Source organism: Microbacterium sp. KRD172, from assembly GCF_017168295.1.
GTDB classification, from domain to species: Bacteria; Actinomycetota; Actinomycetes; order Actinomycetales; family Microbacteriaceae; genus Microbacterium; species Microbacterium profundi.
Window position 1 is genome coordinate 1,110,614 of the sequence record NZ_JABFAS010000002.1, and the last position, 23,387, is coordinate 1,134,000.

The window sequence follows — 23,387 nt, forward strand, 5'->3', positions numbered from 1 at the left end:
TCTCTGGTCAGACGTGCGGTGGCTTCGGCCGACAACCTGGTGATCTCGGCATCCGATGGCACTGAGCTCGTGCACGGCGTGTCGGTCTCGGTGAGACCGGGGGAGGCTGTCGGCATCGTCGGCGAGTCCGGCAGCGGCAAGACGCTCACCTGCCGCGCTCTTCTCGGCATCCTTCCGGCGGGTCTCGCCGTGACCGGAGGTACGGTCGCGATCGACGGTCAGGATCTCACGCATGCGTCGGAGAAGCAGTGGCGACGGCTGCGCGGCACACACGTGGCCGCCGTGTTCCAGGACCCTGCGTCGTTCCTCCATCCGGCGATCCCGGTCGGCGCCCAGCTCGAGGAGACGCTGCGCATCACCGCAGGGGTTCCGAGGAGGCAGACGCGCGAACGCGCTCGTGAACTGCTCGACGATCTCGGCATCCGCCGCGTCGACCTCGTGCTGCGCCAGCGCGTCGCCGAGCTCAGCGGAGGGATGCTGCAGCGCGTACTCATCGCGATGGCGCTCGCGGCGGACCCTGCTGTGCTCATCGCCGATGAGGCGACGACCGCGTTGGATGTCACCGTGCAGGCCGAACTGCTCGAACTGCTGAAGCGGCTGCGGGTCGAACGCGACCTCGCGCTCATCCTGGTCTCGCACGACCTCGCCGTCGTCTCGCAGGTCTGCGAACGGGTTCAGGTGTTCCGTGACGGCCGGGTCGTCGAAGCAGGAGCGACGTCGCGCGTGCTGCGCGCGCCGGGGCACCCTTACACGCGCGAGCTGCTGTCGGCGCATGCCGCATACGGACTGGAGAGGTATCTCGGATGAGCGGCGATGAACCGGTGCTCGAACTGCACGGCGTCTCGGTCGATTACGGCCGGGTGCGCGTGCTCGAAGACGTGTCGCTGACGGTCCGGCCAGGTGAGGTCGTCGGCGTCGTCGGTGAATCCGGCTCCGGCAAGACGACGCTCGCGCGCACGATCCTTCGAGCTGTGGCGCCTGCCGCAGGGCGCGTGAGTGTGGCAGGGCGAGATGTCACACGCCTGCGCGGTGCGGCGCTGCGAGCCTGGCGTCGCTTGGGCGAGGCGCAGTACGTCTTCCAGGATCCACTGCGTTCGTTGGATCCGGCCGTCACCGTCGCCGATTCCATCGTGGAGGGGTTGCGGATCGCCAGGGTGCCCGCAGCGGATGCCGCGCGCCGCCGCGCCGCGGCACTCGACGCCGTCGGGCTCGACGAGGAGCTCATATCCCGGCTGCCTTCCGGTCTCTCCGGTGGCCAGCGCCAGCGCGCCGCGATCGCCAGGGCTCTCGTGGTGGAGCCTCGTCTGCTCGTGCTCGACGAACCGGTCAGTGCGCTCGACGCCGCAAGCCGCGACCGCGTCGTGCAGGCGCTCATCGCGCTACGCGACCAGCGCGGGAGCGAACTGGCGATGCTCGTGATCTCGCATGACATCGGCTCGCTCGCGGCGATGAGCGATCGGCTCGTGGTGCTCAACCGCGGTCGCATCGTCGAGGATGGCCCGACCAGACGCGTGGTCGCCCATCCGGAGCATCCGTACACCAAGCGCCTCATCGAATCCGTCCCTCTCATCCACACGCCATCCGCCAACCGTCCCTGAACACTGGAGCTGCTGACATGCCCATCGAAATTCTCGGAATGATCGCCACGACCGCAGGGTCGGAGTCCAAGGCGCTCTCGGGACCCGTCGTCGATCCTGCCTATGTGCGCGAATTCTCGCGGGCCCACGAGGAGGCCGGGTTCGATCGTGTGCTCATCGGATACAGTGCGAGCTCGCCAGACGGCTTCGCCGTGGCATCGGCGGCGCTGCATTCCACAGAGCGGTTGAAGGTGCTGATCGCGCACCGCCCCGGCTTCGTGCCGCCGACCGTCGTCGCCCGCAAGCTCGCGACGCTCGACCATCTCACGGGTGGTGGGCGGGTGGCGATCCACCACATCACCGGTGGCAGCGAAGCGGATCAGCGCCGCGATGGGGACTACAGCGAGAAACAGGACCGGTACCGCCGCACCGGGGAGTTCATCGACGTGCTGCGCAAGACCCTGACCGAAGACGAGCCCTTCGACCACGACGGCGAGTTCTATCGTTTCGAGGGCGCGTACTCGGCGGCGAAGCCGGCGACGGATGCCGGGATACCGATCTTCTTCGGAGGACTCTCCGGCGGCGCGGTCGAGGTCGGCGCGAAGAACGCCGACGTGTACATGCTGTTCGGCGAGCCGCTCGCCGAGGTGGCAGAGCACATCCGCACGATCCGCGCCGCCGCAGCGAAAGAGGGTCGGACGATCGAGTTCAGTTTGTCGACGCGCCCGATCATCGCGGACACCGAGGACGAGGCATGGGCGAAGGCTGAGCGGATCTACACCGAGACCGAAGAGTTGATCGCGTCGCAGAACAACGGGAACACGCTGTCATTCGCCCGGTCGCGTGGGCAGGAGCGCAATGCCGTGTCGGCGGATCGTCTGCAGCAGATCGCGCAACGCGGCGACGTGCACGACGAGCGGCTGTGGACCGGCATCACGAGGCTCACCGGCCCGTCCGGCAACTCGACAGCGCCCGTCGGGACGCCAGAGCAGGTCGCCGAAGCGCTGCTGAAGTACTACGACCTGGGTGTCACGCGATTCCTGATCCGCGGCTTCGACCCTCTGGGCGACGTGCGCGACTGGGGCAAGGAACTGGTGCCGGCGCTCCGCGAGGGTGCACGCCTGCGCGACGAAGACCGTGCACGGCAGGTCGCCTGACGCGTTCGACGACTCACGCGGCTCTGGCCAGGAGCCGCTCCACGCGCGGCTTCACCTCGGTGGCCAGCAGCGTGATCGACTCGAGCAGATGCTCCTGGGGGAGTCCACCGAGGTCCATCTGCAGGAAGTGGCGCATGTGCCCCATGAATCCGTGCAGGTGGACGATGCGCTCGGCGACGTCGTCAGGGTCGCCGACGTAGTAGGCGCCCGGCGCGTGGGCCTGAGCGTAATAGTCGTCGTCGCTCGGCGTCGCCCAGCCGCGTGCCACGGCCATCGACTCATTCAGCTTCCGCCAGCCCGGGTAGAACCGCTCGAGCGCTTCGGTCTTGGTCGGCGCGATCAGGCCGAGGGCGGCGACGGACACCTTGATATCGGTGCCGGTGTGCCCTGCTTTGGCGGCGCTCGCACGGTAGAGCTCGGCGAGTGGGGCGAAGCGGTGCGGCGCGCCGCCGATGATCCCGTAACTGATCGGCAGGCCGAGACGACCCGCGCGCGCCGAGGACGGCGCGCTGCCGCCGGTGCCGAGCCAGATCGGCAGAGACCCGTGTGTCGGCCTCGGCACGACGACAAGGTCTTCGATATCGGGACGCACGGTGCCCTGCCACGTGACCCGATCAGAGGCGTTGATCCGCATCAGCAGATCGAGTTTCTCCTCGTACAGGCGGTCGTAGTCGCGCAGGTCGTAGCCGAACAGTGGGAACGATTCGACGGACGAGCCGCGGCCAGCGGTGATCTCCACCCGGCCGCCGGAGATCGCATCGGCGGTGGCGAACTGCTGGAAGACCCTGACTGGATCGTCGGTGCTGATCACACTGACGCCGGAGCCGAGGCGAATCTGCGACGTCGCGCCCGCGGCGGCGGCGATCATCGCGCCCGGAGAAGACGCCGGCATCTCGGCGGTGTGATGCTCGCCGACCGCGAAGTAGTCGAGTCCCGCTCGGTCGGCGATGACGATCGCCTCGAAGAGGTTCGCGATCGCCTCGGACGTCGAGCGAAGCGTGCCGTCGACGTTGCGCTGCGTGTCTCCGAAGCTGTAGGCGCCGAGTTGCATGGTGATCTCCTCTGTGATGATGGTCGGGGGTTCAGGCTGCGAGTTCGCGGGACGTGAGAGCGGCCTCGAGCTCATCGCGAGTCAGGATGCTGTTGAAGATGCGGGTGCCCGGACCGAAGTTGCGGCCGGTGTGCAGCGGACCGGAGTAGACGGGGTCGAAGCCGAGGCGATCGATCATGGCCATCACCACCCGCGCGGCGGCGTCGTCGTCGCCGGCCACGGCCAGAGCCCGGCGATCGGGCGCGCCGGTTTCCGCCCCGTGCTCTTCGAGCTCGTGGTACCCGATGTGATTGAGTGACTTCACGAGCCGGGCGCCGGCGAAGTGCCGCGCGACCACCTCGCTCGTCTTCACGGCGTCGTGATCGGACTCGTCGCTCTCGCCGTCTACGGGTGCCCACCAGTTCATCGCGTCGACGACCACTTTCCCCGCCAAGGGTGCAGGGTCGATCGAGCGGTGTTTGCGCAACGGCACTGCAACGATGACGATGTCTGCGTCGTGGACGGCATCGGAGGTCGTCATCGGTACTGCACCCGGGATGACGATCTCGGTCAGCAGGGATATGTCATCGGCGGCGCCGGAGCCGGCGACGTGCACGTCGAAGCCCGCTCGCAGGGCTGTCCGTGCGACCGCCGATCCGACTCTGCCGACACCCAGGATTGCAATCGTCGTCACCGTGGCTCCTCATCTGTCTGCTCAAGACCTGTCACTCCAGTCTCGGGGATCGGTGCCTCTCATCCGAGTCGGTGATAAGCTGCTTACTATAAGTAAGTCAGGAGACGCACATGGACCCGCAGCACATCGATGACGAGCTGTGCCGGCTGTTCCGCCGGTCAGCGGAACTCGCCGGTAAGAAGTGGAACGCTGCGATCCTTCTGGCGTTGGCCCGGGGTGCGGAGCGGTTCTCGGCCATCCTCGGTTCGGTCGAGGGGCTCTCGGATCGCCTTCTGGCCGCCCGTCTGCGCGAGCTCGAGTCGCACGGGCTGGTGGCCCGTGAGGTCGTTCCCAGCGTTCCCGTGCAGATCCTCTACCGGCTGACGCCGGCAGGGAGTGAACTGATCGGGATACTTCACCCCTTGGTGCAGTGGTCGCAGCGCTGGGAGCAGGAGCCGGCGGAACGGCAGATCACGGCACCAGTGTGATCTTGCCGCGTGCCTGATGAGCTTCGATGAGTCGATGGGCTTCGGCCGCTTCGCTCAGGGGCAGCTCAGCGCCGAGCTCCACCTGGAAGTCGCCGCTCGCGATGAGGTCGATCGCGACACGCACACCCTCTTCGCGCCAGGCGAGCTCCTGCTTCGTGAGAGGAATGGGTGAGCCGCCGCTGAAGGCGCGGATGCCGAGGCTCTCGGCATCCGGTCCGCGCACGATGGTCGCGATGCGGTCGTGGTCGGCGACCAGCTCCTTCGACACCTCGATCGCCTCGTCGGTGCCGATGCAGTCCAGCACCACGGTCACGCCGTTCGGCGCCGCAGTGCGGACACGATCGACCAGGCCATCGCCGTAGGCGACGGGGATCGCGCCGAGCTCGCGCAACTGCTCGTGACGCTCTGGACTGCCGGTGGCGATGACGCTCGCACCCCACGCGACGGCGAACTGGATCGCGGCCTGTCCGACCGCTCCGGATCCGGCATGGATCAGCAGGGTGTCGCCGTCGCCGACCTGCAGTGAGCGCAGGCACTGGTACGCGGTTCCGACCGGAATGCTGAGGGCCGCGCCTTCGGCAGCGGTGACGGCATCCGGCAATGTATGGAGATTCTCGACCTGCACGACGAGAAGCGTCGCGTAGCTGCCGTCGGCGCCACCGAATGCGACGCGGTCCCCGACCGCGAACTCCGTCACATCATCGCCGACGGAGTCGATGACGCCGGCGCCATCGAAGCCGACCCGGCGAGGCTCGGTGATCGGCGGCATGGGGCGCTTGCCGCTGCGCCGTTTCGCATCGAGCGGATTGACGCCGGCGGCCTCGACCCGCACGACGACCTGGCCGGGGCCGGCAACGGGGTCGGGGATATCCACGAGCTGGAGGACGTCAGGGGAGCCGAGTTCTGTGTAGACGATCGCGCGAGCCATGCCGCCAGGCTACCTCTCCATCGGCGGGGACTGCGCTCAGCGCGCGCTCAGCAGCTTCTGGATGCGCTGCGGCGAGACGGGTTGCGCGGTGCCGAGGCGCTGTGCGAACACGCTGATCCGATATTCCTCCAGCAGCCAGCGCGCCTCCACCAGGGAAGGAGCGGCATCTGCCTGGAGAGGGATCGTGCCCCCGGCATCCTCGAATGCCTTCGCGACCCGCTCGTACTCGGTCATCCGGGTGCGATCCTTGCCCGGTTCGTTCGACAGCGTCTTCAGTCGATCGAGCATGCCATCGAGATACCGGGGGATGTGCGTGAGGCGCTCGGCACCGGTCGCCGAGATGAACCCGGGATGCAGCAGCGCGCTCAACTGCGACCGGATGTCGTTCAGCGGACCGAGCAGGGCGAGCGAGTTCTCCGACTTGATGCCGCGCTCGACTTCACGGGACTTCGTGAGAATGCGTGCGACGAGTGAGACGGCGGCGAACAACTGGTCCACGAGCGTCGCGTTCACGGCGTCCCGCGCGGCGGTGAACTGCGCTTCGGTGCGGATCGGCTCGGCGGGCAGTGCGGCGCGCACAACGGCGGCCCTGGCATCTTCGATCAGGGTGGCGGCTGATGAGTACGGTGACGCGGCGAGTGCCAGCTTCTCCTGCGAGGTGAGGTGCTCCTGCACGTACGACGCAGGGGAGGGCACATTCAGCAGCATCAGGCGCAGCACGCCGTTGCGCGTGGCTGCGGTTGCGGCATCCGCCGTCGCCTCGACGCGCACCGAGACCGTCTTGCCCTGATCGACGATCGCCGGGTAACCGCGCACGACGCCGCCCGCGACCTTGGTGTCGAGCACCTCGGCGAGTTCGCCGAACGTCCAGCTCGTCAGGCCGTCCTGTTCCGCGAACCCTGATCCCTGAGCCTGTCGAAGGGCGGATGCTGCCGCCACGGCCTGAGCATCCGGTCGCCCTCTGCTTCTCTCGGGCCTGGCGATCGAGCGCGCGACGCTGGAGCGAGCGCGATCCGAGAGCGAAGTCTGCAATTCGCCGAGATCGCGAGCAGATCCGGCGACCCGGCCGCGCTCGTCGACCGCCCGGAAGTTCATGCGCAGGTGCCCTGGCACGCGCTCGTCGTCGAAGTCGGCGGCAGACACCGGCTGATTCGCCAGCGGCTGGATCATCCGCGCCAGTGCCTCCTTCAGCGATCGCGGTGGTCGTCCGCCATGGTTCTCCGGCCCCTCTTCGGCGAGAGTCGCCCCGAACTTGTCTGCCCAGTCGGCGGCAGGCACGACGTGCCTGCGGATCGCTTTCGGCAGCGCGCGCAGCAGGGCGGTGACGAGGTCTGCGCGCAGCCCGGGCACCTGCCAGTCGAAGCCTCGATTCTCGACCTGTGCCAGCAGCGCGAGGGGTACGACGACGCTGACGCCGTCATCCGGAGCGCCCGGCTCGAAGCGGTAGGCGAGTCCGAGCACCTGGTCGCCCTGCGTCCACCGGGTGGGGAAGTCGTTCTGTTCCGCGCGGCCCTTCGACAGGCTCAGGGACCGGTCGTCAAGCATGTCGCTCTCGCGCATGACGAGCAGCTTCGGCGTCTGCTGCAGCGTCTCACGCCACCACTTCTCGAACGAGCGCACGTCGAAGACCGCGGCGGGGATCCGCTCGTCGTAGAAGCGGAACACCTCTTCGTCGCCGGCGAGGATGTCGCGTCTGCGCTCCCGTTCCTCGAGCTTCTCCAGGCGCTTGCGCAGTTCGCCGTTGCTGCGCCAGAACGCGCTGACCCGCTTGTCTAGCTGTGTAGGATCCCATTCGCCCTCGACCAGCGCGTGCCGCACGAACAGCTCGCGGGAGGCAGCGCGGTCGATGCGGGCGAACTGGATGCGCCGCCGCTGGATGATCTCGACGCCGAACAGAGTGACCTTCTCGAAGGCGACGGCGGCACCGGCATCCTTCGACCAGTGCGGTTCGGAGACCTGCCTCTTGGCGAGGTCGCCGGCGAGCGACTCGGCCCACGCGGGATCGATCGCGGCGACGGTGCGCGCGAAGGTGCGAGAGGTCTCGACGATCTCGGCGGCGATGACGGCCTGCGGGCTCTGTTTGCGAAGGCCCGACCCGGGGAAGATCGAGAAGCGGATGCCGCGCGCACCCCGATACTCGGCGATCCGGCGCTTCGGGTCCTTCTGACTCTTCGATTGGCCTTTGGGCGGCGTCTTGGTATTGCGCTCGTCGAGGATGCCGATCTGGGATAGGAGCCCTGCGAGCAGGGCGCGGTGGATGGCGTCGCCGTTGGCGTGGCCGTCCTGTGGCGCAAGGGACGCTTCGACTCGTCGCTGCGCTCCTCGCTCAACCCGTTTCGTCTCGCCTTCGGCTCGCTCAACGACCCGCGTAGAAACCTCGTGCGGGTCGTTGAGCGAAGCAGCCGAAGGCCGCGAAGACGAAACGGGTTGAGCGACCGAAGGGAGTCGAAGCCGATCCCCACGAGCATCCTTGGGAGCCTTCACGAGCGAGCGCAGCTGGCGGTGCACGTCGAACCACTCCCGCACGCGCACGTAGTTCAGGTGCTCGGAGCGGCACAGACGCCGGAACGCGCTCGAGCCGAGCTCGCGCTGCTGCTCGCGCAGGTGGTTCCACAGGTTCAGCGTCGCCAGGAAGTCGCTCGTCGGATCGGTGAAACGCGCGTGCATCCGGTCGGCGGCGTCGCGGACGGCCTGCGGTGCCTCCTGTGACGGGCGCTCGCGGACATCCTGGATGGTGAGACCGGCGACGATGGCGAGCACGTCTTCCACGACGCTGGTCCCTGAGCCTGTCGAAGGGTTCTGCGCCTCGAGCAGCATGCGCGCGAAGCGCGGGTCGATCGGCATCCGGGCGATGTCGCGGCCGATGCGGGTGAGGCGCGGGGTGTCGCGACTCAGATCGACCGCCCCCAACTCGGTGAGGAGGTCGAACGCCGCCTTGATGCCGCGCGAATCAGGTGGTGTGAGGAACGGGAACGCGGCGATGTCACCGAACCCGAGCGAGAGCATCTGCAGCACGACAGAGGCGAGCGACGTGCGCAGCACCTCTGGCTCAGTGAACTCCGCCCGCGTGTCGAAGTCGTCCTCGCCGTAGAGGCGGATCGCGATGCCGTCGCTCGTGCGGCCTGCTCGACCCGCGCGTTGGTTGGCCGACGCCTGCGAGATGGGTTCGATCGGCAGCCGCTGCACCTTCGAGCGGTTGCTGTACCGGGAGACGCGTGCGGTGCCGGTGTCGATGACGTACTTGATGCCGGGGACGGTGAGGCTGGTCTCCGCGACGTTCGTGGCGAGGACGACGCGACGCCGCACTCCGGCGACGCGGCTCGGCTCGAACACGCGATGCTGCTCGGCGGCGGACAGCCTTCCGTACAGCGGAAGCACCTCGACGGGAGCTTTGCTCGACGTGTAAGCGGCGCGCACAGCATCCGCGGCATCCCTGATCTCGGCCTCGCCGGGGAGGAACACGAGCACATCACCCGCTGCCTCGCGGTCGAGTTCGCGCAGCGCCGTGACGATCGCCGATACCTCGTCCTCGGTCTCATCCTCGGAAGGCGCGCGGTACCGGATCTCCACGGGGTAGGTGCGGCCTGAGACCTCGATTACCGGGGCCGGTGTGCCATCCGATGCGGCGAAGTGCTTCGCGAAGCTCTCCGGGTCGATCGTCGCCGAGGTGATGATGACCTTGAGATCCGGGCGCTCGGGGAGGATGCGGGTGAGATACCCGAGCAGGAAGTCGACGTTGAGCGAACGCTCGTGCGCTTCGTCGATGATGATCGTGTCGTAGCGGCGCAGCAGCCGGTCGCGGTGGATCTCGTTGAGCAGGATGCCGTCGGTCATCAGCGCGACCTTCGTCGCATCCGACACCTTGTCGGTGAAGCGCACCTTGTATCCGACGGCTCCGCCGAGTTCGACGTGCAGTTCCTCGGCGATGCGCTCGGCGATGGTGCGAGCGGCGAGTCGGCGCGGCTGGGTGTGCGCGATGTTCGTGCGACCGAGTTCGAGAGCGATCTTCGGCAACTGCGTGGTCTTGCCCGATCCGGTCGCACCGGCGACGACGACGACCTGATTGTCGCGGATGGCATCGGCGATCTCATCCCTCGCGGCGCTGACGGGCAGCTCCGGGGGATAGGTGATGACGAGATCGGCAGAAGACATAGCCCTCCATCGTATGACGGTGACGCGTCGCGAGGCGACCTGTCATCACAGGTCGTAGGCTGGACGCATGACGATCCCCACTGTGACTCTCAACGACGGACACACCATCCCTCAGCTCGGCTACGGCGTCTTCAAGGTGCCGCCGGCAGACACCGAGCGCACCGTCAGCGAAGCGCTCGAGATCGGCTACCGCCACATCGACACCGCGGCGGTCTACGGCAATGAGGAAGGGGTGGGGGCCGCGATCGCGAAGAGCGGCATCGCCCGCGACGAGCTGTTCGTCACCACGAAGCTGTGGAACGACCGGCACGACGGCGACGAGCCGAACTCCGCGATCGCCGAGAGCCTCGAGAAGCTGGGCCTCGAGCACGTCGATCTGTATCTCGTGCACTGGCCGACGCCCGCCAAGGACAACTACGTCCACGCCTTCGCGAAGCTCATCGAGCTGCGCGATGCAGGCCTCACCCGCAGCATCGGCGTCTCGAACTTCCTCGCCGAGCACCTCGAGCGCGTCGTGAACGAGACCGGCGTCACGCCGGCCGTCGACCAGATCGAACTGCACCCGGCGTACCAGCAGCGCGAGACCGTCGCGTGGGCTGCCGACCACGGCATCCGCATCGAATCGTGGGGTCCGCTCGGACAGGGAAAGTACGACCTCTTCGGCACACCCGCGGTCGCCGACGCGGCGGCAGCGCACGGCAAGACGCCGGCGCAGGTCGTGCTGGGCTGGCACCTGCAGAAGGGGAACATCGTGTTCCCGAAGTCGGTGCGCACCGAGCGCCTGCGCGAGAACCTCGACGTGTTCGACTTCACCCTGACCGATGCCGAGATCGCTGCGATCGACGGTCTCGACCCGCTCGACGGCTCGGGTCGCGTGGGCACGCACCCGAACGAATTCGACTGAGCCGGTTTCAAGCGAGCGCCTGACGCTTACATGACGCCCCGTGTCGCTCCATGCGCCACGGGGCGTCGTCATGGGTACGTTCTATGGCATGACCGCTCCTTATCGCATCGTCGCCGTCTCCGGCTCGCTCCACGAGCCCAGCAAGACGACCGCGCTTCTGCGAGCCATCGCCGCAGCCGTCGCCGAGCGCGCCGAGGTCGAGGTGCAGCTGATCGAGCTCACCGCGATCGGTCCGGCGCTCGCAGGGGCGTTGCGGCGCGATCACCTGCCCGCAAGCGTCGAGGAGAAGTTGGTCGCGATCGAGCAGGCCGACCTGCTTATCGTCGGCAGCCCCGTCTACCGTGCCTCGTTCACCGGACTGTTCAAGCATCTGTTCGACTTCGTCGGCCAGTACGCGCTGGTCGGCAAGCCGGTGCTTCTCGCGGCGACCGGCGGGGGAGAGCGCCACGCGCTCATCATCGAGCATCAGCTGCGACCACTGTTCGCGTTCTTCCAGGCGCTCACGCTGCCGCTCGGCGTCTACGCCAGTGACACCGACTTCGACGGGTACGTCGTCGGCTCCGAGATCCTGCAGGCGCGCATCTCACTCGCGGCGGAGCGTGCGCTGCCGCTGGTCGGATACGCTGCCTCCCGGTCGGTGGAGGCGCTGGTCTGAGCCGCTCGGCGTAGCGTGGGGCGCATGACGAATCGTCTCGCGGGAACGCTCAGCCCCTATCTGCGATCGCACGCCGACAACCCGGTCGACTGGTTCCCCTGGGGTGAGGAGGCGTTCGCCGAAGCGCAACGGCGGGATGTACCGCTGCTGATCTCGATCGGCTACTCGACGTGCCATTGGTGTCATGTCATGGCGCGCGAGTCCTTCTCGAATCCTGAGACTGCCGCGCTCATCAACGACGGCTTCGTCGCGGTCAAGGTCGATCGGGAGGAGCATCCGGATGTCGACGGCGCGTACATGGCCGCGGCGTCGGCGTTCACGCAGAATCTCGGCTGGCCGCTGACCGTGTTCACGACGCCGCAGGGGCGCACGTTCTACGCCGGCACGTATTGGCCGCCTTCCGCGAGTGGCGGCATGCCTGGATTCAGAGATGTGCTCGCCGCGGTGAGAGAGGCCTGGACGCTGCGCCGCGAGCAGGCGATCGAATCGGCGGATGCTGTGGCCGATGCGCTGGCGAGCGCGGCGGAGACCACGCCGTCTCCGCTGCCGTCGTCCGCGGGCATGGCTGCTGCTGCGGCGGCGATCGCCGCCCGCGAGGACGGGACGTTCGGCGGATTCGGTGGGGCGCCGAAGTTCCCAGTGGCGACGACGCTGCGGTTCCTGCAGAGCCCGCTCGTGCGTCGTGAGGCGGCAGATGCGGCGGCCGCTGCGACGCGCGCGCTCGCCGCCATGACGGCATCCGCTCTGCACGATTCCGACGGAGGCTTCTTCCGGTACGCGACGCAGCGCGACTGGACGGTGCCCCATTACGAGCGGATGCTGACGGACAACGCGCAGCTGCTCGACGTGGCCGTCGCTGAAGGCGACTTCGTGACGGCCGAGGGCGTCGTCGGTTTCCTGCTCGGGGTCTTGCGGCGTGAGGGCGGCGCCTTCGGCGCAGCGCAGGACTCGGAATCGTGGATCGACGGGCAGCGCAGCGAAGGTGGCTACTACCTCGCCCCGGACCGCTCGAGTATGGAAGCGCCGGCGGTCGATGGCAAGGTCATCACGGGATGGAACGGTCTCGCGATCGGAGCTCTCGCGCGGACGGGTGCGGCGCTCGGAAAGCCGGAATTGATGGATGCTGCGGCCGCAGCGGCGTCTTTCGTACTGTCGACCAACCGCTCGCCGGAAGAGCGGCTCGTCAGGGCGTCCCTGGATGGGAGGGCGTCGACGGCGGTCGCGACGCTTGCGGATCTGGGGCTTCTCGCGGAAGGGCTCTTCAGCCTGGCAGTGGCCACGGGCGACGTGTCGTGGGCTGTGGCAGGTCGTGATCTTCTCGATGAGGCTCTCGACGAGGGCGCCGCGGCGGACCCAGTGCTGGCCGCTCAGGGAGTGGCATCCGCTCCAGACCAGACCGATGGCGACCTGCCTTCCGGTGTCTCGGCAGTCGCAGCGGCGGCGCTCGCGGCCTGGCGGCTGGGCGCAGGGTCGCGGTACCGGGAGGCGGCTGAGGAGCAGGTGCAGACGCATGCGGCATCCGCTCTGCAGCACCCGTTCGGGCACGGCTCGCTGCTGGCGGTGGCCGCGGGCCTCATCGAGCCGCCACGTCAGATGGTCGTCGTCACCGATGATCGTTCAGAGCCCCTCGCCGTCGCTTCGCGCGGGGTGGATGCGGACGTGATCGCCGTCGTGACGCCCGCGCAGGCGCGCGCGTTCGCGGATGCCGGTTTCGAGCTGTTCGAGGGCAAGGATGCGGCGTCCGGTCTCGCATACGACTGCCGGGCGTTCGTGTGCCGGTTACCGGTCGATGATCCCGCGGAGCTCGTCAGGGAGCGGTGACTCCTGGTCGGATACGACGTCGAATTCGGTAGCGGATGCCGCTTTGTGCAGCGCGGGGAATATCGTTCGGAAAAGTTGTCTGATCAGCCTGAAACGTGGGGTGGAATGTCGGTGGCCCGGTGTTGAATGGTGGGTATGCTCCCGATCGGCGGTCCGGGGTGGCTCGCTCGTTGCGCGGCCTTCGCCCTGCGGATCGAGCCGCGCAGATCGAGCAACGCGCAGCTGAAGTCCCACTGGTCGATCAGCCGCCAGGAGATCAGCTGCGTCGTGAGCGTCTCGGCGAAACGCAGCTGCACACCGCGGTCGATCCGGTCAGGCAGCAGCCATGGCTCGGACACATAGATGCCGAGCCCGAAAAGCAGATCGTCGGCGAACATCGTTCGCACGAAGGCATCTTCGGGAGTGATCTCGCGTTCGAGGTCCAGCACCGAGCGATCGCCGTCCGTCAGGATGCGGTGCCCCTCAGCTTCCAAGCATCGGCGCAGTTGCGCGTCGGCCGTGGCGATTCGTCGGCGACGCAGACCCGTCTTGCCTTTGAGGTGCGCGCTCAGGAAAGCGGTAAGGATCTCGTCGATGTGTGGTCGCTGCCTCTGCATGCGGCCATGTTCGTCGAGGCCACCGACATTGGACACCCGCACTCACACCCAGGTCGGCATCCAATTGTGGATGAGCCAGAATTCATACGGCACGTTCATCCCGACCCACACCGGGTAGAAGAACGCAGAGACGAGCACCGTGACCACGAGGAAGACGATGACCGTGCGCTCTCCTGCCTGCCGGCGGTGCAGCGGTTCATCGCGGCGTCCGGCTATCTCTCGCAGCGCGAGCACCAGCGCCAGCACCAGGAACGGCATCATCACCACTGTGTAGAACTGGAAGATCGTGCGCTCGGGGTACAACAGCCACGGCACGTAGGTCACGCCGAGGCCGACCAGCGGTATCGCATATGTCCACGGCATCGGCCTGCGCTGGATGAGCCCGCGCACGAACCGGTAGAGCAGGAAGATCGCCGCAGCGACACCGGCGTACCAGATCAGCGGATTCGGCACCGACGACACCACTGAGATGCAGTGATCGGTGCCGCAGCTCTGATCGTCTCCCACCCAGACCGCGGTCGGACGGATGAGGAACGGCCATTGCCACGCCGGGCTCGCGTATGGATGCCCGCTGCTGAGTCCGACATGGAAGCCGTAGATCGACTCGTGATACTTCCACAGCGCGGCAAGCGGGTTCCCGGCGACCTGGCGATCGTACCCACCGGCCGTCACCAGCCATCCCGTCCAGCTCACGAGATACGTGAGAAGCGCAGCCGGTACCAGCAGCACGAACGAGACCGCGCCCTGTCGGAACGCGGCATCCGTCGGCCAGAACAGCACACCTGCCCGACGGCGCGCCAGCGCATCCGTGATGACGAGATACAACCCGAGACCGGCCAGCGCGTAGAGGCCAGACCATTTCACCGCGCACGCCGCGCCCAGCGCGACCCCTGCCGCGATCACCCATGGACGGCGCCAGATCACCCTGCCCCAGAGCGGGTCCGCGGCATCCGGATCGGCTTTCTCGACCAGCGGGATGCTGCGCCTGCGGTCGTACAGGATGAAAAGGAAACCGAGCAGGATGAAGAAGGTGAGGATGCCGTCGAGCAGCGCGATCCGGCTCATCACGATGCTGAGTCCGTCGATCGCGAGCAGAAGCCCCGCGACCGACGCCGCGACGACCGATCGCGTGAGTTCTTTGGCCACGAAGTACACCAGCAGCACCGTGGCGGTGCCGATCAGGGCGACCGCCAGGCGCCACGCCGCACTGCCTCCCGCACCGAACACGCCCATGCCGAGCGCGATGATCCACTTGCCGAGCGGGGGATGCACGACGAAGCTGCCGGTTCCGCTCAGAGCCGTCGTGTCACCGGTGAGGAACGCCTCGTTCGCGCCATCGCCCCACGTGCCCTCGTAGCCCAAGGTCCACAACGACCATGCGTCCTTGACGTAGTACGTCTCGTCGAACGCGAGCACATTCGGATGCGCGAGGTTCGCCAGGCGCAGCACTGCCGCGAGCGCCGTGATCACCAGCGGAGAGAGCCAGCGGATGACACGATTCCAGTCGGGATCGAGCAGCATCCGATCGCGCAACCGGCCCCACCTGGTCAGACGCTCCGCAGGAGGCGGAAGCAGAGGCACGGGCGCGGTCACGGCATAAGCCTAAGCGGCGGGGCGCGCCTAAGCTGATCGTGTGATCATCCTCGCCGCGACTCCGATCGGAAACCTCGGCGATGCGTCCCGCCGCCTCATCGAGGTGCTCGAGAACGCCGAGATCGTCGCTGCCGAAGACACCCGCACCACGGCGCACCTGCTTCGCGCGTTGCAGATCGAGAATCGACCGCGCCTGATCGCCCTGCACGACCACAATGAGAAGCACATGGCAGCCGAACTCGCCGCCCTCGCCGCCGAGCAGGACATCGTGGTCGTCAGCGACGCGGGGATGCCCGCAGTCAGCGACCCCGGTTACGGTCTGGTCGCGGAAGCGGTCGCACAGGGCGTCACGGTGACTGCGATCCCCGGACCGAGCGCGGTGCTCATGGCGCTCGCGATCTCGGGTCTGCCGACCGACCGCTTCACGTTCGAGGGCTTCCTGCCCCGCAAACCGGGGGAGCGGCGGACGGCGCTCCGGTCCGTCGCGGGTGAGAAGCGCACCATGGTCTTCTTCGAGTCTCCCGCCCGCCTCGCCTCGACGCTTGCCGACATGGGAGAGGCGTTCGGTGCGGATCGTCGCCTTGCCGTGTGCCGTGAGCTGACGAAGTTCTACGAGGAGGTGCGTCGCGGCACGGCATCCGAGCTCGTGGAGTGGGCCGAGAACGGCGTCAAGGGCGAGATCGTCGTCGTCGTCGAAGGCGCCCCGCATCAAGACGTCTCGGTCGAGGATGCCGGCGCGCAGGTGCAGGCGCTCGTCGAAGGAGGCATGCGCCTGAAAGAAGCGTGCGCGGAGGTCGCCGCGGCGACCGGCCTGAGCTCGCGAGACCTCTACCAGCAGGCCCTCGCCGCGCGGAAGCCATGAGCGACGCGGGCCGTGCACGTTCTTCGGAGAAGTGCGCTCGGCTCGGAGCGAATCGCCCGAATCGCTCCGAAGATAGTGCAATTCTCCGAGCGAAGCGTACGCACCTCGCACGGCGACAGGCATACCAGAGCCTGCGCAGCCCATCCGCGCGTAAGCTCATCGAATGAGGCGAGAATCCGTGGCGGGAGTCCGATGGCGCGCCGCTGCCGCGGGCGTCGCAGCCGTGCTGTTCGCCGCCGGTCTCGGTGAACTGACGGCATCCCTGCTCGCACCGTCCGCCAGCCCGTTCGCGGTGATCGGCGGTGGCCTGATCGACATCGCGCCGAGCTGGGCGAAAGACCTGGCGATAGAACTGTTCGGCACGGCGGACAAGATCGCACTCCTGACGGCTATCGCTCTGGTCGCCGCTCTACTCGCCGCCGCAGCGGGGCTGCTCGAGCTGTGGCGGTCCCCTGTCGGAACAGCGATCTTCATCACGCTCGGTATCGTCGGGGCCGTCGTGGCGACGGTGCGATCCGATGGAGATCTTCTGGCCTGGCTGCCTTCTGTCGTGGCGGGTGCCGCCGGAGCGATCGCCCTGCGCATCCTCATGAAACGGGCGACCCCTGCGGCGGAAGCGCCGAAGGACGGTCCCGATCGCCGGCAGTTCCTGGTGTGGACCGGCGCGACCGCAGCACTCGGAACGGTGGCTCTCGTCTTCGGAAACCTTGCGCGAGCGACCGTGCGCACCGTCGAAGCCGCCCGCGCCGCGGTGCGGCTGCCCACCGCGACGACCGGCGCACCGGCCGTACCGGCGGCGGCCGAGCTCGGAATCGAAGGGCTCGCACCCGTCGTCACGCCGAACAGCGAGTTCTACCGCATAGACACGGCCCTCGTCGTACCGCAGGTCGACCCGGCGGACTGGAGCCTGCGGGTGCACGGGATGGTCGATCAGGAAGTCGTCCTCACCTGGGACGAGCTGCTCGCGCTGCCGATGCAGGAGAGTGACATCACTCTGGCCTGCGTCTCCAACACCGTCGGCGGCGATCTCATCGGCAACGCCAGGTGGCTCGGATATCCGGTGCGCGAACTGCTTGCGCGGGCGGGTGTGTCAGCCGACGCGGATATGGTGCTCTCCACCTCGATCGACGGATTCACCGCATCGACGCCGCTCGAGGCATTCACAGATGACCGAGATTCTCTGCTTGCCGTCGGGATGAACGGCGAGCCGCTCCCGCTCGCGCACGGCTTCCCGGTGCGACTGGTGGTCCCAGGCCTCTACGGCTACGTGTCGGCCACGAAGTGGGTGACCGAACTCGAGGTCACCCGCTTCGACAGGGCGAGCGCATACTGGACGTCGCGCGGATGGTCGGAGCGCGGGCCCATCAAACTGCAGTCCCGGATCGACGTGCCCAGAGACGGACGCGACGTCGAGGCCGGATCCTCGGTGATCGCCGGCATGGCCTGGCATCAGCACGTCGGTGTCGAGGGCGTCGAGGTGCGCGTCGACGGCGGTCCGTGGCGGCGCGCGGAACTCGCCACGGCGATCTCCGACGACACCTGGGTGCAGTGGAGCCTGCCGTGGACGGCGGAGTCCGGCACGCACGAGATCGAATGCCGCGCCCTCAGTGCCGACGGCGAGACGCAGACCTCGACACCGGCGCCGCCGGCTCCGGACGGCGCGCAGGGCTGGCATCGCATCAGTGTGACCGTGCGCTGAGCGGGCCCTGCAGCGGCATCCTCGCCTGGTACTCGCTGATCCACACGCCGCCCGTCGAGCTTCCGCTGATCCTCACCGACGCCGGCTTCACCATCACTTCCACCGAGCAACGCGACCGGGTGCCCGGCGAGATCAGCATCCGCCATCACGGTGCCCTGACAGCAGTCGCCGGACCGCGTAACCACCCCGGCAGACCGGCCTAGAATTGACCCCATGCCCTCAGGCGAATCCTTCTACATCACCACGCCCATCTACTACCCCTCCGATGTGCCCCACATCGGCCACGGGTACACATCGGTGGCCGTCGACACGCTCGCGCGTTGGCACCGCCACGGCGGCGATGACACCTGGATGCTGACCGGCACCGACGAGCACGGCCAGAAGATGCTCCGCGCCGCAGCGGCGAACAACGTCACGCCGCAGGAGTGGGTGGACAAGCTCGTCACCGAGAGCTGGTTCCCGCTGCTGGAGACGCTCGACGTCGCCAACGACGACTTCATCCGCACCACGCAGGAGCGCCATGAGAAGAACGTGCAGGTGTTCTTCCAGCGGCTGTACGACGCGGGCTACATCTACGCGGGCGAGTACGAGGCGCTCTACTGCGTGGGTTGTGAGGAGTTCAAGCCAGAGTCGGAGATCGTCGACGGCACCGGACCCTTCGAGGGCCTGAAGGTCTGCGCGATCCACTCCAAGCCGCTCGAGCTGCTGCAGGAGAAGAACTACTTCTTCAAGCTGAGCGAGTTCCAGGACCGCCTGCTCGAGCTCTACAAGAACGAGCCCGACTTCGTGCGCCCGCACTCCGCTCGCAACGAGGTCGTCTCGTTCGTCTCGCAGGGCCTGAAGGATCTCTCCATCTCGCGCTCGACCTTCGACTGGGGCATCCCTCTGCCCTGGGACGAGTCGCACGTCATCTACGTGTGGGTCGACGCACTGCTCAATTACGCGACTGCCGTCGGCTACGGATCCGACGAGGAGACCTTCGCCCGCCGCTGGCCCGCGTATCACGTCGTAGGCAAGGACATCCTCCGCTTCCACGCCGTGATCTGGCCGGCGCTGCTGATGGCTGCCGGCGTCGACGTGCCCAAGGGCGTCTTCGCCCACGGCTGGCTGCTCGTCGGTGGCGAGAAGATGTCGAAATCGAAGCTCACCGGCATCGCGCCGACTGAGATCACCGACGTCTTCGGCTCCGACGCGTACCGCTACTACTTCCTCTCCGCCATCGCGTTCGGACAGGACGGCTCGTTCAGCTGGGAAGATCTCTCGGCCCGCTACCAGTCCGAGCTCGCGAACGGCTTCGGCAACCTCGCCTCGCGTACGGTCGCCATGATCGAGAAGTACTTCGACGGCGTCGTTCCGGATGCGGCGGACTACACCGAGCAGGATCTCGCGATCCAGAAGATCGTGGCGGATGCTGCGACAGCAGCCGATGGATGGATCGAGCAGTTCCGCATCGACGAGGCGATCTCGTCGATCTGGACGATCGTCGACGCGTTGAACGGCTACATCACCGAGAACGAGCCTTGGGCGCTCGCCCGCGATGAGGACCAGCGCGGCAGGCTCGGCACCGTGCTGTACACGTGTGCAGAGGGCCTTCGTGCGCTCGCCGTACTCCTGTCGCCGGTCATGCCGCAGGCGACCGACAAGTTGTGGTCGGCGCTCGGTGCCGCCGAGAGCCTCGGCGCGCTGCAGGCGCAGCCGGTCCGTGCGGCCGGAGCGTGGGGTGTGCTGCAGCCCGGCGCACGGGTTCACGCGCTTGCTCCGCTGTTCCCCCGCGTGGAGCAGCAGGCTTGAGCGAAAACCCCAGTCAGTACGTTCGGGAGCGGGCGGCGGAAGGCCGCAAGGACCTCCGCTACCCGCCCGCCCCCGAACCGCTGACGGTGCCGGTTTACGACAACCACGCGCACCTGGAGATCACCGACGGCGTCGAGCCGCTCTCTCTGAAGGAGCAGCTCGACAGGGCCGAGGCTGTCGGCGTCGCCGGCGTCGTGCAGGCCTCGGGCGACGTCGAGTCGTCCCGCTGGGCGGTGGATGCCGCGGCATCCGATCCGCGCGTCCTCGCAGCCGTCGCGATCCATCCGAACGACGCGCCCGTCTACGCCGAGGCCGGGCGGCTGGATCACGCGATCGGGGTGATCGACGAGCTCGCCGCGCACCCCCGCACGCGCGCGATCGGTGAGACCGGGCTGGACTTCTTCCGCACCGAGGAGGAGCGACGCGGTCCGCAGTTCGAATCGTTCGAGGCGCACATCGCCCTCGCGAAGAAGCACTCGATCGCCATGCAGATCCACGATCGCGACGCGCACGACGCCGTGCTGGAGACGTTGACCCGAGTCGGGGCGCCCGAGACCACGGTGTTCCACTGCTTCTCCGGCGACGACGCGATGGCCAGGGTCTGCGCGAACGCGGGCTACTACCTCTCGTTCGCCGGCAACGTCACCTTCAAGAATGCGCAGAACCTGCGCGACGCACTGCAGGTCACCCCGCTCGATCGCATCCTCGTCGAGACGGATGCGCCATTCCTCACACCCGTGCCCCTGCGGGGCCGCCCGAACGCGCCGTACCTGGTTCCGCTCACGCTGCGTTTCATGGCCGCAGAGCTCGGCCTCGCTGTCGACGAACTCGCCGCGCAAGTCGCCGCGAACACTCTCGAGGTCTACGGAGAGTTCGCCGACTGAGGCTCAGACCGCCGCGGCCTCGGCAGGCCCCAGACCTGGGCGATGACGCCGCCGGGGGCCTGACCGATCACCATCCCGCCGAACACACCGACCATGTTCACCGACGCGACTCTGCCCTGCAGCTCATGCGGCACCAGGCGCTGGCGAACGGTCGTCGAGATCGTGCCCCATAGCCGACTGCGCCCATGTGCAGATGCTCGGTCGCATAGAGCAGGGGAGCGGCCGCCAGCGGAAATCGGGGCCCATGCGGCGGGGCGCGACGAGTTCTCCGAGTGAGGGCACCCGAACACATTACCGGCATGGGGGACAATGGCAGGATGACCGTCACGCTGCTCGGCGCCACCGAGATCCGCCGTCTTGCCGCCGAGCTCGACGTCACACCCACGAAGAAGCTCGGACAGAACTTCGTCGTCGACGCCAACACCGTTCGCAAGATCGTGAACGTCGGCAAGGTGCGGGCGGGGGAGCGCGTGGTCGAGGTGGGCCCGGGGCTGGGCTCGCTCACGCTCGCGATCCTCGAGACCGGAGCATCCGTCACGGCCGTCGAGATCGATCACCGCCTCGCCGCACGGTTGCCGCAGACTGCCGTGGACCACGGCGTCCCGGCAGAAGCGCTCACCGTGGTCGACGCGGATGCGCTGCGCATCACAGAGCTTCCCGGTGACCCGTCCGTGCTGGTCGCGAACCTGCCATACAACGTCTCCGTCCCCGTGCTGCTGCACTTCATGGAGACGTTCCCGAGCCTCCAGCGCGGCGTCGTGATGGTGCAGGCCGAGGTCGGAGAGCGCCTCGCGGCTCCTCCCGGCAGCAAGGTCTACGGCGCCCCCAGCGTCAAAGCGGCCTGGTACGGACCGTGGCGACTCGCAGGCAACGTGTCCCGGCAGGTGTTCTGGCCGGTGCCGAACATCGACAGCGTGCTCGTCGCCTTCGAGCGCGACGAGGAGCCGCGCGGCAGCGAAGAGCTGCGCAGGGCCACCTTCCGCATCGTCGACGCGGCCTTCCAGCAGCGCCGCAAGATGCTGCGTCAGGCGCTCTCCCTCGTTCTCGGCGGCACCGCGGCCGAAGCATCCGCGATCCTCGAGAAGGCGGGCGTCGCACCGACCGCACGCGGCGAGCAGTTGACGGTGGATGACTTCGTGAGAATCGCCGAGGCGCTGGACGCTAACCTGGAGGCGTGACTGACACGCCGCGCTTCCCCACCGACATCGCCGAACTCCACCGCCCATATGCGGCGAAGGAGGACAGGTACAAGAACTTCGAATACCGCCAGGTCGGTGCATCCGGCCTGTATCTGCCGCCGATCTCGCTCGGTCTGTGGTGGAACTTCGGCGACAACATCCCGCTCGACAACCAGCGCACGCTGCTGCGTCACGCCTTCGACCGCGGCATCACGCACTTCGACCTGGCCAACAACTACGGTCCTCCTTACGGCTCAGCGGAGAAGAATTTCGGCCGCATCTTCGCCGAGGACTTCCGCCCGTACCGCGATGAACTCATCATCTCGTCGAAGGCCGGCTACGACATGTGGCCCGGCCCGTACGGCAACTTCGGCAGCCGCAAGTACCTCCTCGCGAGCGCCGAGAAGTCGCTCACCTCGATGGGCCTCGACTACGTCGACATCTTCTACTCGCACCGCGCCGACCCGGTGACGCCGATCGAGGAGACCATCGGGGCGCTCGACACGCTGGTCCGTCAGGGCAAGGCGCTCTACGTCGGCATCTCCTCGTACAGCGCGGAGCGCACGGCGAAGGCGGCAGAGGTCGCCCGCGAGCTCGGCACGCCGCTCGTGATCCACCAGCCCTCCTATTCGATGCTCAACCGCTGGATCGAGGGCGGTCTCACCGACGCGCTGCGCACCGATGGTATGGGCGCGATCGCGTTCACGCCGCTCGCGCAGGGCCTGCTCACCGACAAGTACCTCGGAGACGGCACAGCGGAGCGCGCGCAGAAGCGTCGATCGCTCTCCGACAAGCCTCTCTCGGCAGAGGGACTCGGCATCCTCCGCAGCCTCAACGAGATCGCGAAGGAGCGCGGACAGTCGCTGGCGCAGCTGGCGCTGCTGTGGACGCTGCGCGACCCGGTGGTCACCTCGGCGCTGATCGGCGCGTCTCGTCCGGAGCAGCTCGACGAGAACATCGCGGCGCTCGACGGTCCCGCGCTCACCGACGAGGAGCTTGCTCGCATCGATGCCCTCTCCGACGGCATCGACGTCAACCTCTGGGCCCCATCGTCCGCTCTGTGAGATCCGCATGAGCCTCGCCGCATTTTCGGAAGCGGTGCACGTGCGCGCCCCGGGGAAGATCAACGTCTACCTGGGCGTCGGCGGGCGCCATGATGACGGCTATCACGCACTCGCGACGGTGTTCCAGGCAGTATCGCTCTACGAGGATGTCATCGCCCGCGATGCCGATGACTTCACGCTGAGCGTGTTCGGCGTCGCGGACCCGAGCACTGTGCCGGTCGATGACCGCAATCTCGCGATGCGAGCGGCGAAGATACTCGCGTCGGCGACCGGATACACCGGCGGCGTGCACCTCGAACTGCACAAGAACGTGCCGGTCGCGGGCGGGATGGGCG

20 protein-coding genes and 1 pseudogene are annotated in these 23,387 nt (G+C 67.7%); 14 read left to right on the forward strand and 7 right to left on the reverse strand.

Going from position 1 to position 23,387, the window contains the following annotated elements; all coding sequences use genetic code 11:
• The first annotated feature begins 18 nt into the window (after positions 1-18).
• The 3 genes from J1M43_RS05690 to J1M43_RS05700 are packed head-to-tail and all read left to right on the forward strand — an operon-like array spanning position 19 to position 2,734.
• Positions 19-807 (forward strand): ABC transporter ATP-binding protein, encoded by a 789-nt coding sequence (locus J1M43_RS05690; RefSeq protein ID WP_200881013.1) that lies wholly within the window; start codon positions 19-21, stop codon positions 805-807.
• Positions 804-1,598, forward strand: coding sequence for an ABC transporter ATP-binding protein (locus tag J1M43_RS05695; protein WP_033106780.1), 795 nt, complete (start codon positions 804-806; stop codon positions 1,596-1,598). Before J1M43_RS05690 ends, J1M43_RS05695 begins: the two co-directional genes overlap by 4 nt.
• Positions 1,599-1,615: 17 nt before the next feature.
• On the forward strand, positions 1,616-2,734 hold the full coding sequence (locus J1M43_RS05700; RefSeq protein ID WP_033106781.1) for an LLM class flavin-dependent oxidoreductase: 1,119 nt from the start codon (positions 1,616-1,618) through the stop codon (positions 2,732-2,734).
• A 13-nt stretch (positions 2,735-2,747) separates the two neighbouring features.
• On the opposite strand, the gene J1M43_RS05705 is transcribed toward J1M43_RS05700, so the two are convergent.
• Positions 2,748-3,785 carry an LLM class flavin-dependent oxidoreductase gene (locus J1M43_RS05705; protein ID WP_033106963.1) on the reverse strand — a complete coding sequence of 346 codons (1,038 nt, stop codon included), beginning with the start codon at positions 3,783-3,785 and terminating at the stop codon, positions 2,748-2,750.
• A gap of 31 nt (positions 3,786-3,816) precedes the next feature.
• Complete coding sequence (locus tag J1M43_RS05710) at positions 3,817-4,458, reverse strand: NADPH-dependent F420 reductase (protein WP_206476222.1); 642 nt, start codon at positions 4,456-4,458, stop codon at positions 3,817-3,819.
• 110 nt (positions 4,459-4,568) lie between these two features.
• Here J1M43_RS05710 and J1M43_RS05715 point away from each other — a divergent pair, with 110 nt between their 5' ends.
• Positions 4,569-4,925 (forward strand): helix-turn-helix domain-containing protein, encoded by a 357-nt coding sequence (locus J1M43_RS05715; protein WP_033106783.1) that lies wholly within the window; start codon positions 4,569-4,571, stop codon positions 4,923-4,925.
• Here the strand turns inward: J1M43_RS05715 and J1M43_RS05720 are convergent.
• Both J1M43_RS05720 and hrpA read right to left on the reverse strand, forming a co-directional pair.
• Positions 4,909-5,853, reverse strand: coding sequence for an NADP-dependent oxidoreductase (locus J1M43_RS05720; RefSeq protein WP_033106784.1), 945 nt, complete (start codon positions 5,851-5,853; stop codon positions 4,909-4,911). The two genes, J1M43_RS05715 and J1M43_RS05720, sit on opposite strands and share 17 nt — an antisense overlap.
• Before the next feature lie 36 nt (positions 5,854-5,889).
• The gene (hrpA, locus tag J1M43_RS05725) at positions 5,890-10,005 is read right to left on the reverse strand and encodes an ATP-dependent RNA helicase HrpA (RefSeq protein ID WP_206476224.1); all 4,116 of its coding nucleotides are present in this window, start codon (positions 10,003-10,005) and stop codon (positions 5,890-5,892) included.
• Between the two features lie 67 nt (positions 10,006-10,072).
• Between hrpA and J1M43_RS05730 the strand changes: the two genes are divergently transcribed.
• The 3 genes from J1M43_RS05730 to J1M43_RS05740 all read left to right on the forward strand — a co-directional run bounded on the left by J1M43_RS05730 (position 10,073) and on the right by J1M43_RS05740 (position 13,385).
• Positions 10,073-10,909 (forward strand): aldo/keto reductase, encoded by an 837-nt coding sequence (locus tag J1M43_RS05730; protein ID WP_206476226.1) that lies wholly within the window; start codon positions 10,073-10,075, stop codon positions 10,907-10,909.
• Between the two features lie 88 nt (positions 10,910-10,997).
• The gene (msuE, locus tag J1M43_RS05735; protein ID WP_033106964.1) at positions 10,998-11,564 is read left to right on the forward strand and encodes an FMN reductase; all 567 of its coding nucleotides are present in this window, start codon (positions 10,998-11,000) and stop codon (positions 11,562-11,564) included.
• A 24-nt stretch (positions 11,565-11,588) separates the two neighbouring features.
• Positions 11,589-13,385, forward strand: coding sequence for a thioredoxin domain-containing protein (locus tag J1M43_RS05740; protein ID WP_206476228.1), 1,797 nt, complete (start codon positions 11,589-11,591; stop codon positions 13,383-13,385).
• Positions 13,386-13,468: 83 nt separating this feature from the next.
• Here the strand turns inward: J1M43_RS05740 and J1M43_RS05745 are convergent, their stop codons facing one another.
• The gene (locus tag J1M43_RS05745) at positions 13,469-13,981 is read right to left on the reverse strand and encodes a hypothetical protein (RefSeq protein WP_206476230.1); all 513 of its coding nucleotides are present in this window, start codon (positions 13,979-13,981) and stop codon (positions 13,469-13,471) included.
• A gap of 42 nt (positions 13,982-14,023) precedes the next feature.
• The gene (locus J1M43_RS05750) at positions 14,024-15,574 is read right to left on the reverse strand and encodes a dolichyl-phosphate-mannose--protein mannosyltransferase (RefSeq protein ID WP_033106793.1); all 1,551 of its coding nucleotides are present in this window, start codon (positions 15,572-15,574) and stop codon (positions 14,024-14,026) included.
• A gap of 40 nt (positions 15,575-15,614) precedes the next feature.
• On the opposite strand from J1M43_RS05750, the gene rsmI reads away from it, so the two are divergent.
• The 4 genes from rsmI (at position 15,615) to J1M43_RS05770 (ending at position 20,810) form a co-directional block, all read left to right on the forward strand.
• Positions 15,615-16,436, forward strand: a complete 822-nt coding sequence (rsmI, locus tag J1M43_RS05755; RefSeq protein WP_206476232.1) for a 16S rRNA (cytidine(1402)-2'-O)-methyltransferase — start codon at positions 15,615-15,617, stop codon at positions 16,434-16,436.
• Positions 16,437-16,599: 163 nt separating this feature from the next.
• On the forward strand, positions 16,600-18,135 hold the full coding sequence (locus J1M43_RS05760; RefSeq protein WP_206476234.1) for a molybdopterin-dependent oxidoreductase: 1,536 nt from the start codon (positions 16,600-16,602) through the stop codon (positions 18,133-18,135).
• A 213-nt stretch (positions 18,136-18,348) separates the two neighbouring features.
• Complete coding sequence (gene metG, locus J1M43_RS05765) at positions 18,349-19,926, forward strand: methionine--tRNA ligase (RefSeq protein ID WP_206476236.1); 1,578 nt, start codon at positions 18,349-18,351, stop codon at positions 19,924-19,926.
• Positions 19,923-20,810: a TatD family hydrolase gene (locus J1M43_RS05770; protein ID WP_206476238.1), complete on the forward strand. Its 888-nt coding sequence runs from the start codon at positions 19,923-19,925 to the stop codon at positions 20,808-20,810. Before metG ends, J1M43_RS05770 begins: the two co-directional genes overlap by 4 nt.
• Positions 20,811-20,824: 14 nt before the next feature.
• On the opposite strand, the pseudogene J1M43_RS16675 reads toward J1M43_RS05770, so the two are convergent.
• Positions 20,825-20,983, reverse strand: a pseudogene (locus tag J1M43_RS16675) (MFS transporter); the annotation flags it as partial.
• A gap of 144 nt (positions 20,984-21,127) precedes the next feature.
• Here J1M43_RS16675 and rsmA point away from each other — a divergent pair.
• The 3 genes from rsmA to J1M43_RS05785 all read left to right on the forward strand — a co-directional run.
• Entirely contained in the window at positions 21,128-21,988 is an 861-nt protein-coding gene (gene rsmA / locus J1M43_RS05775; protein WP_206476240.1) for a 16S rRNA (adenine(1518)-N(6)/adenine(1519)-N(6))-dimethyltransferase RsmA, read from the forward strand.
• Positions 21,985-23,052, forward strand: a complete 1,068-nt coding sequence (mgrA, locus tag J1M43_RS05780) for an L-glyceraldehyde 3-phosphate reductase (RefSeq protein ID WP_206476242.1) — start codon at positions 21,985-21,987, stop codon at positions 23,050-23,052. The genes rsmA and mgrA overlap by 4 nt, the downstream gene beginning before the upstream one ends.
• A 7-nt stretch (positions 23,053-23,059) precedes the next feature.
• A partial coding sequence (locus J1M43_RS05785) for a 4-(cytidine 5'-diphospho)-2-C-methyl-D-erythritol kinase (protein ID WP_374058514.1) occupies positions 23,060-23,387 on the forward strand: 328 nt, incomplete at its 3' end.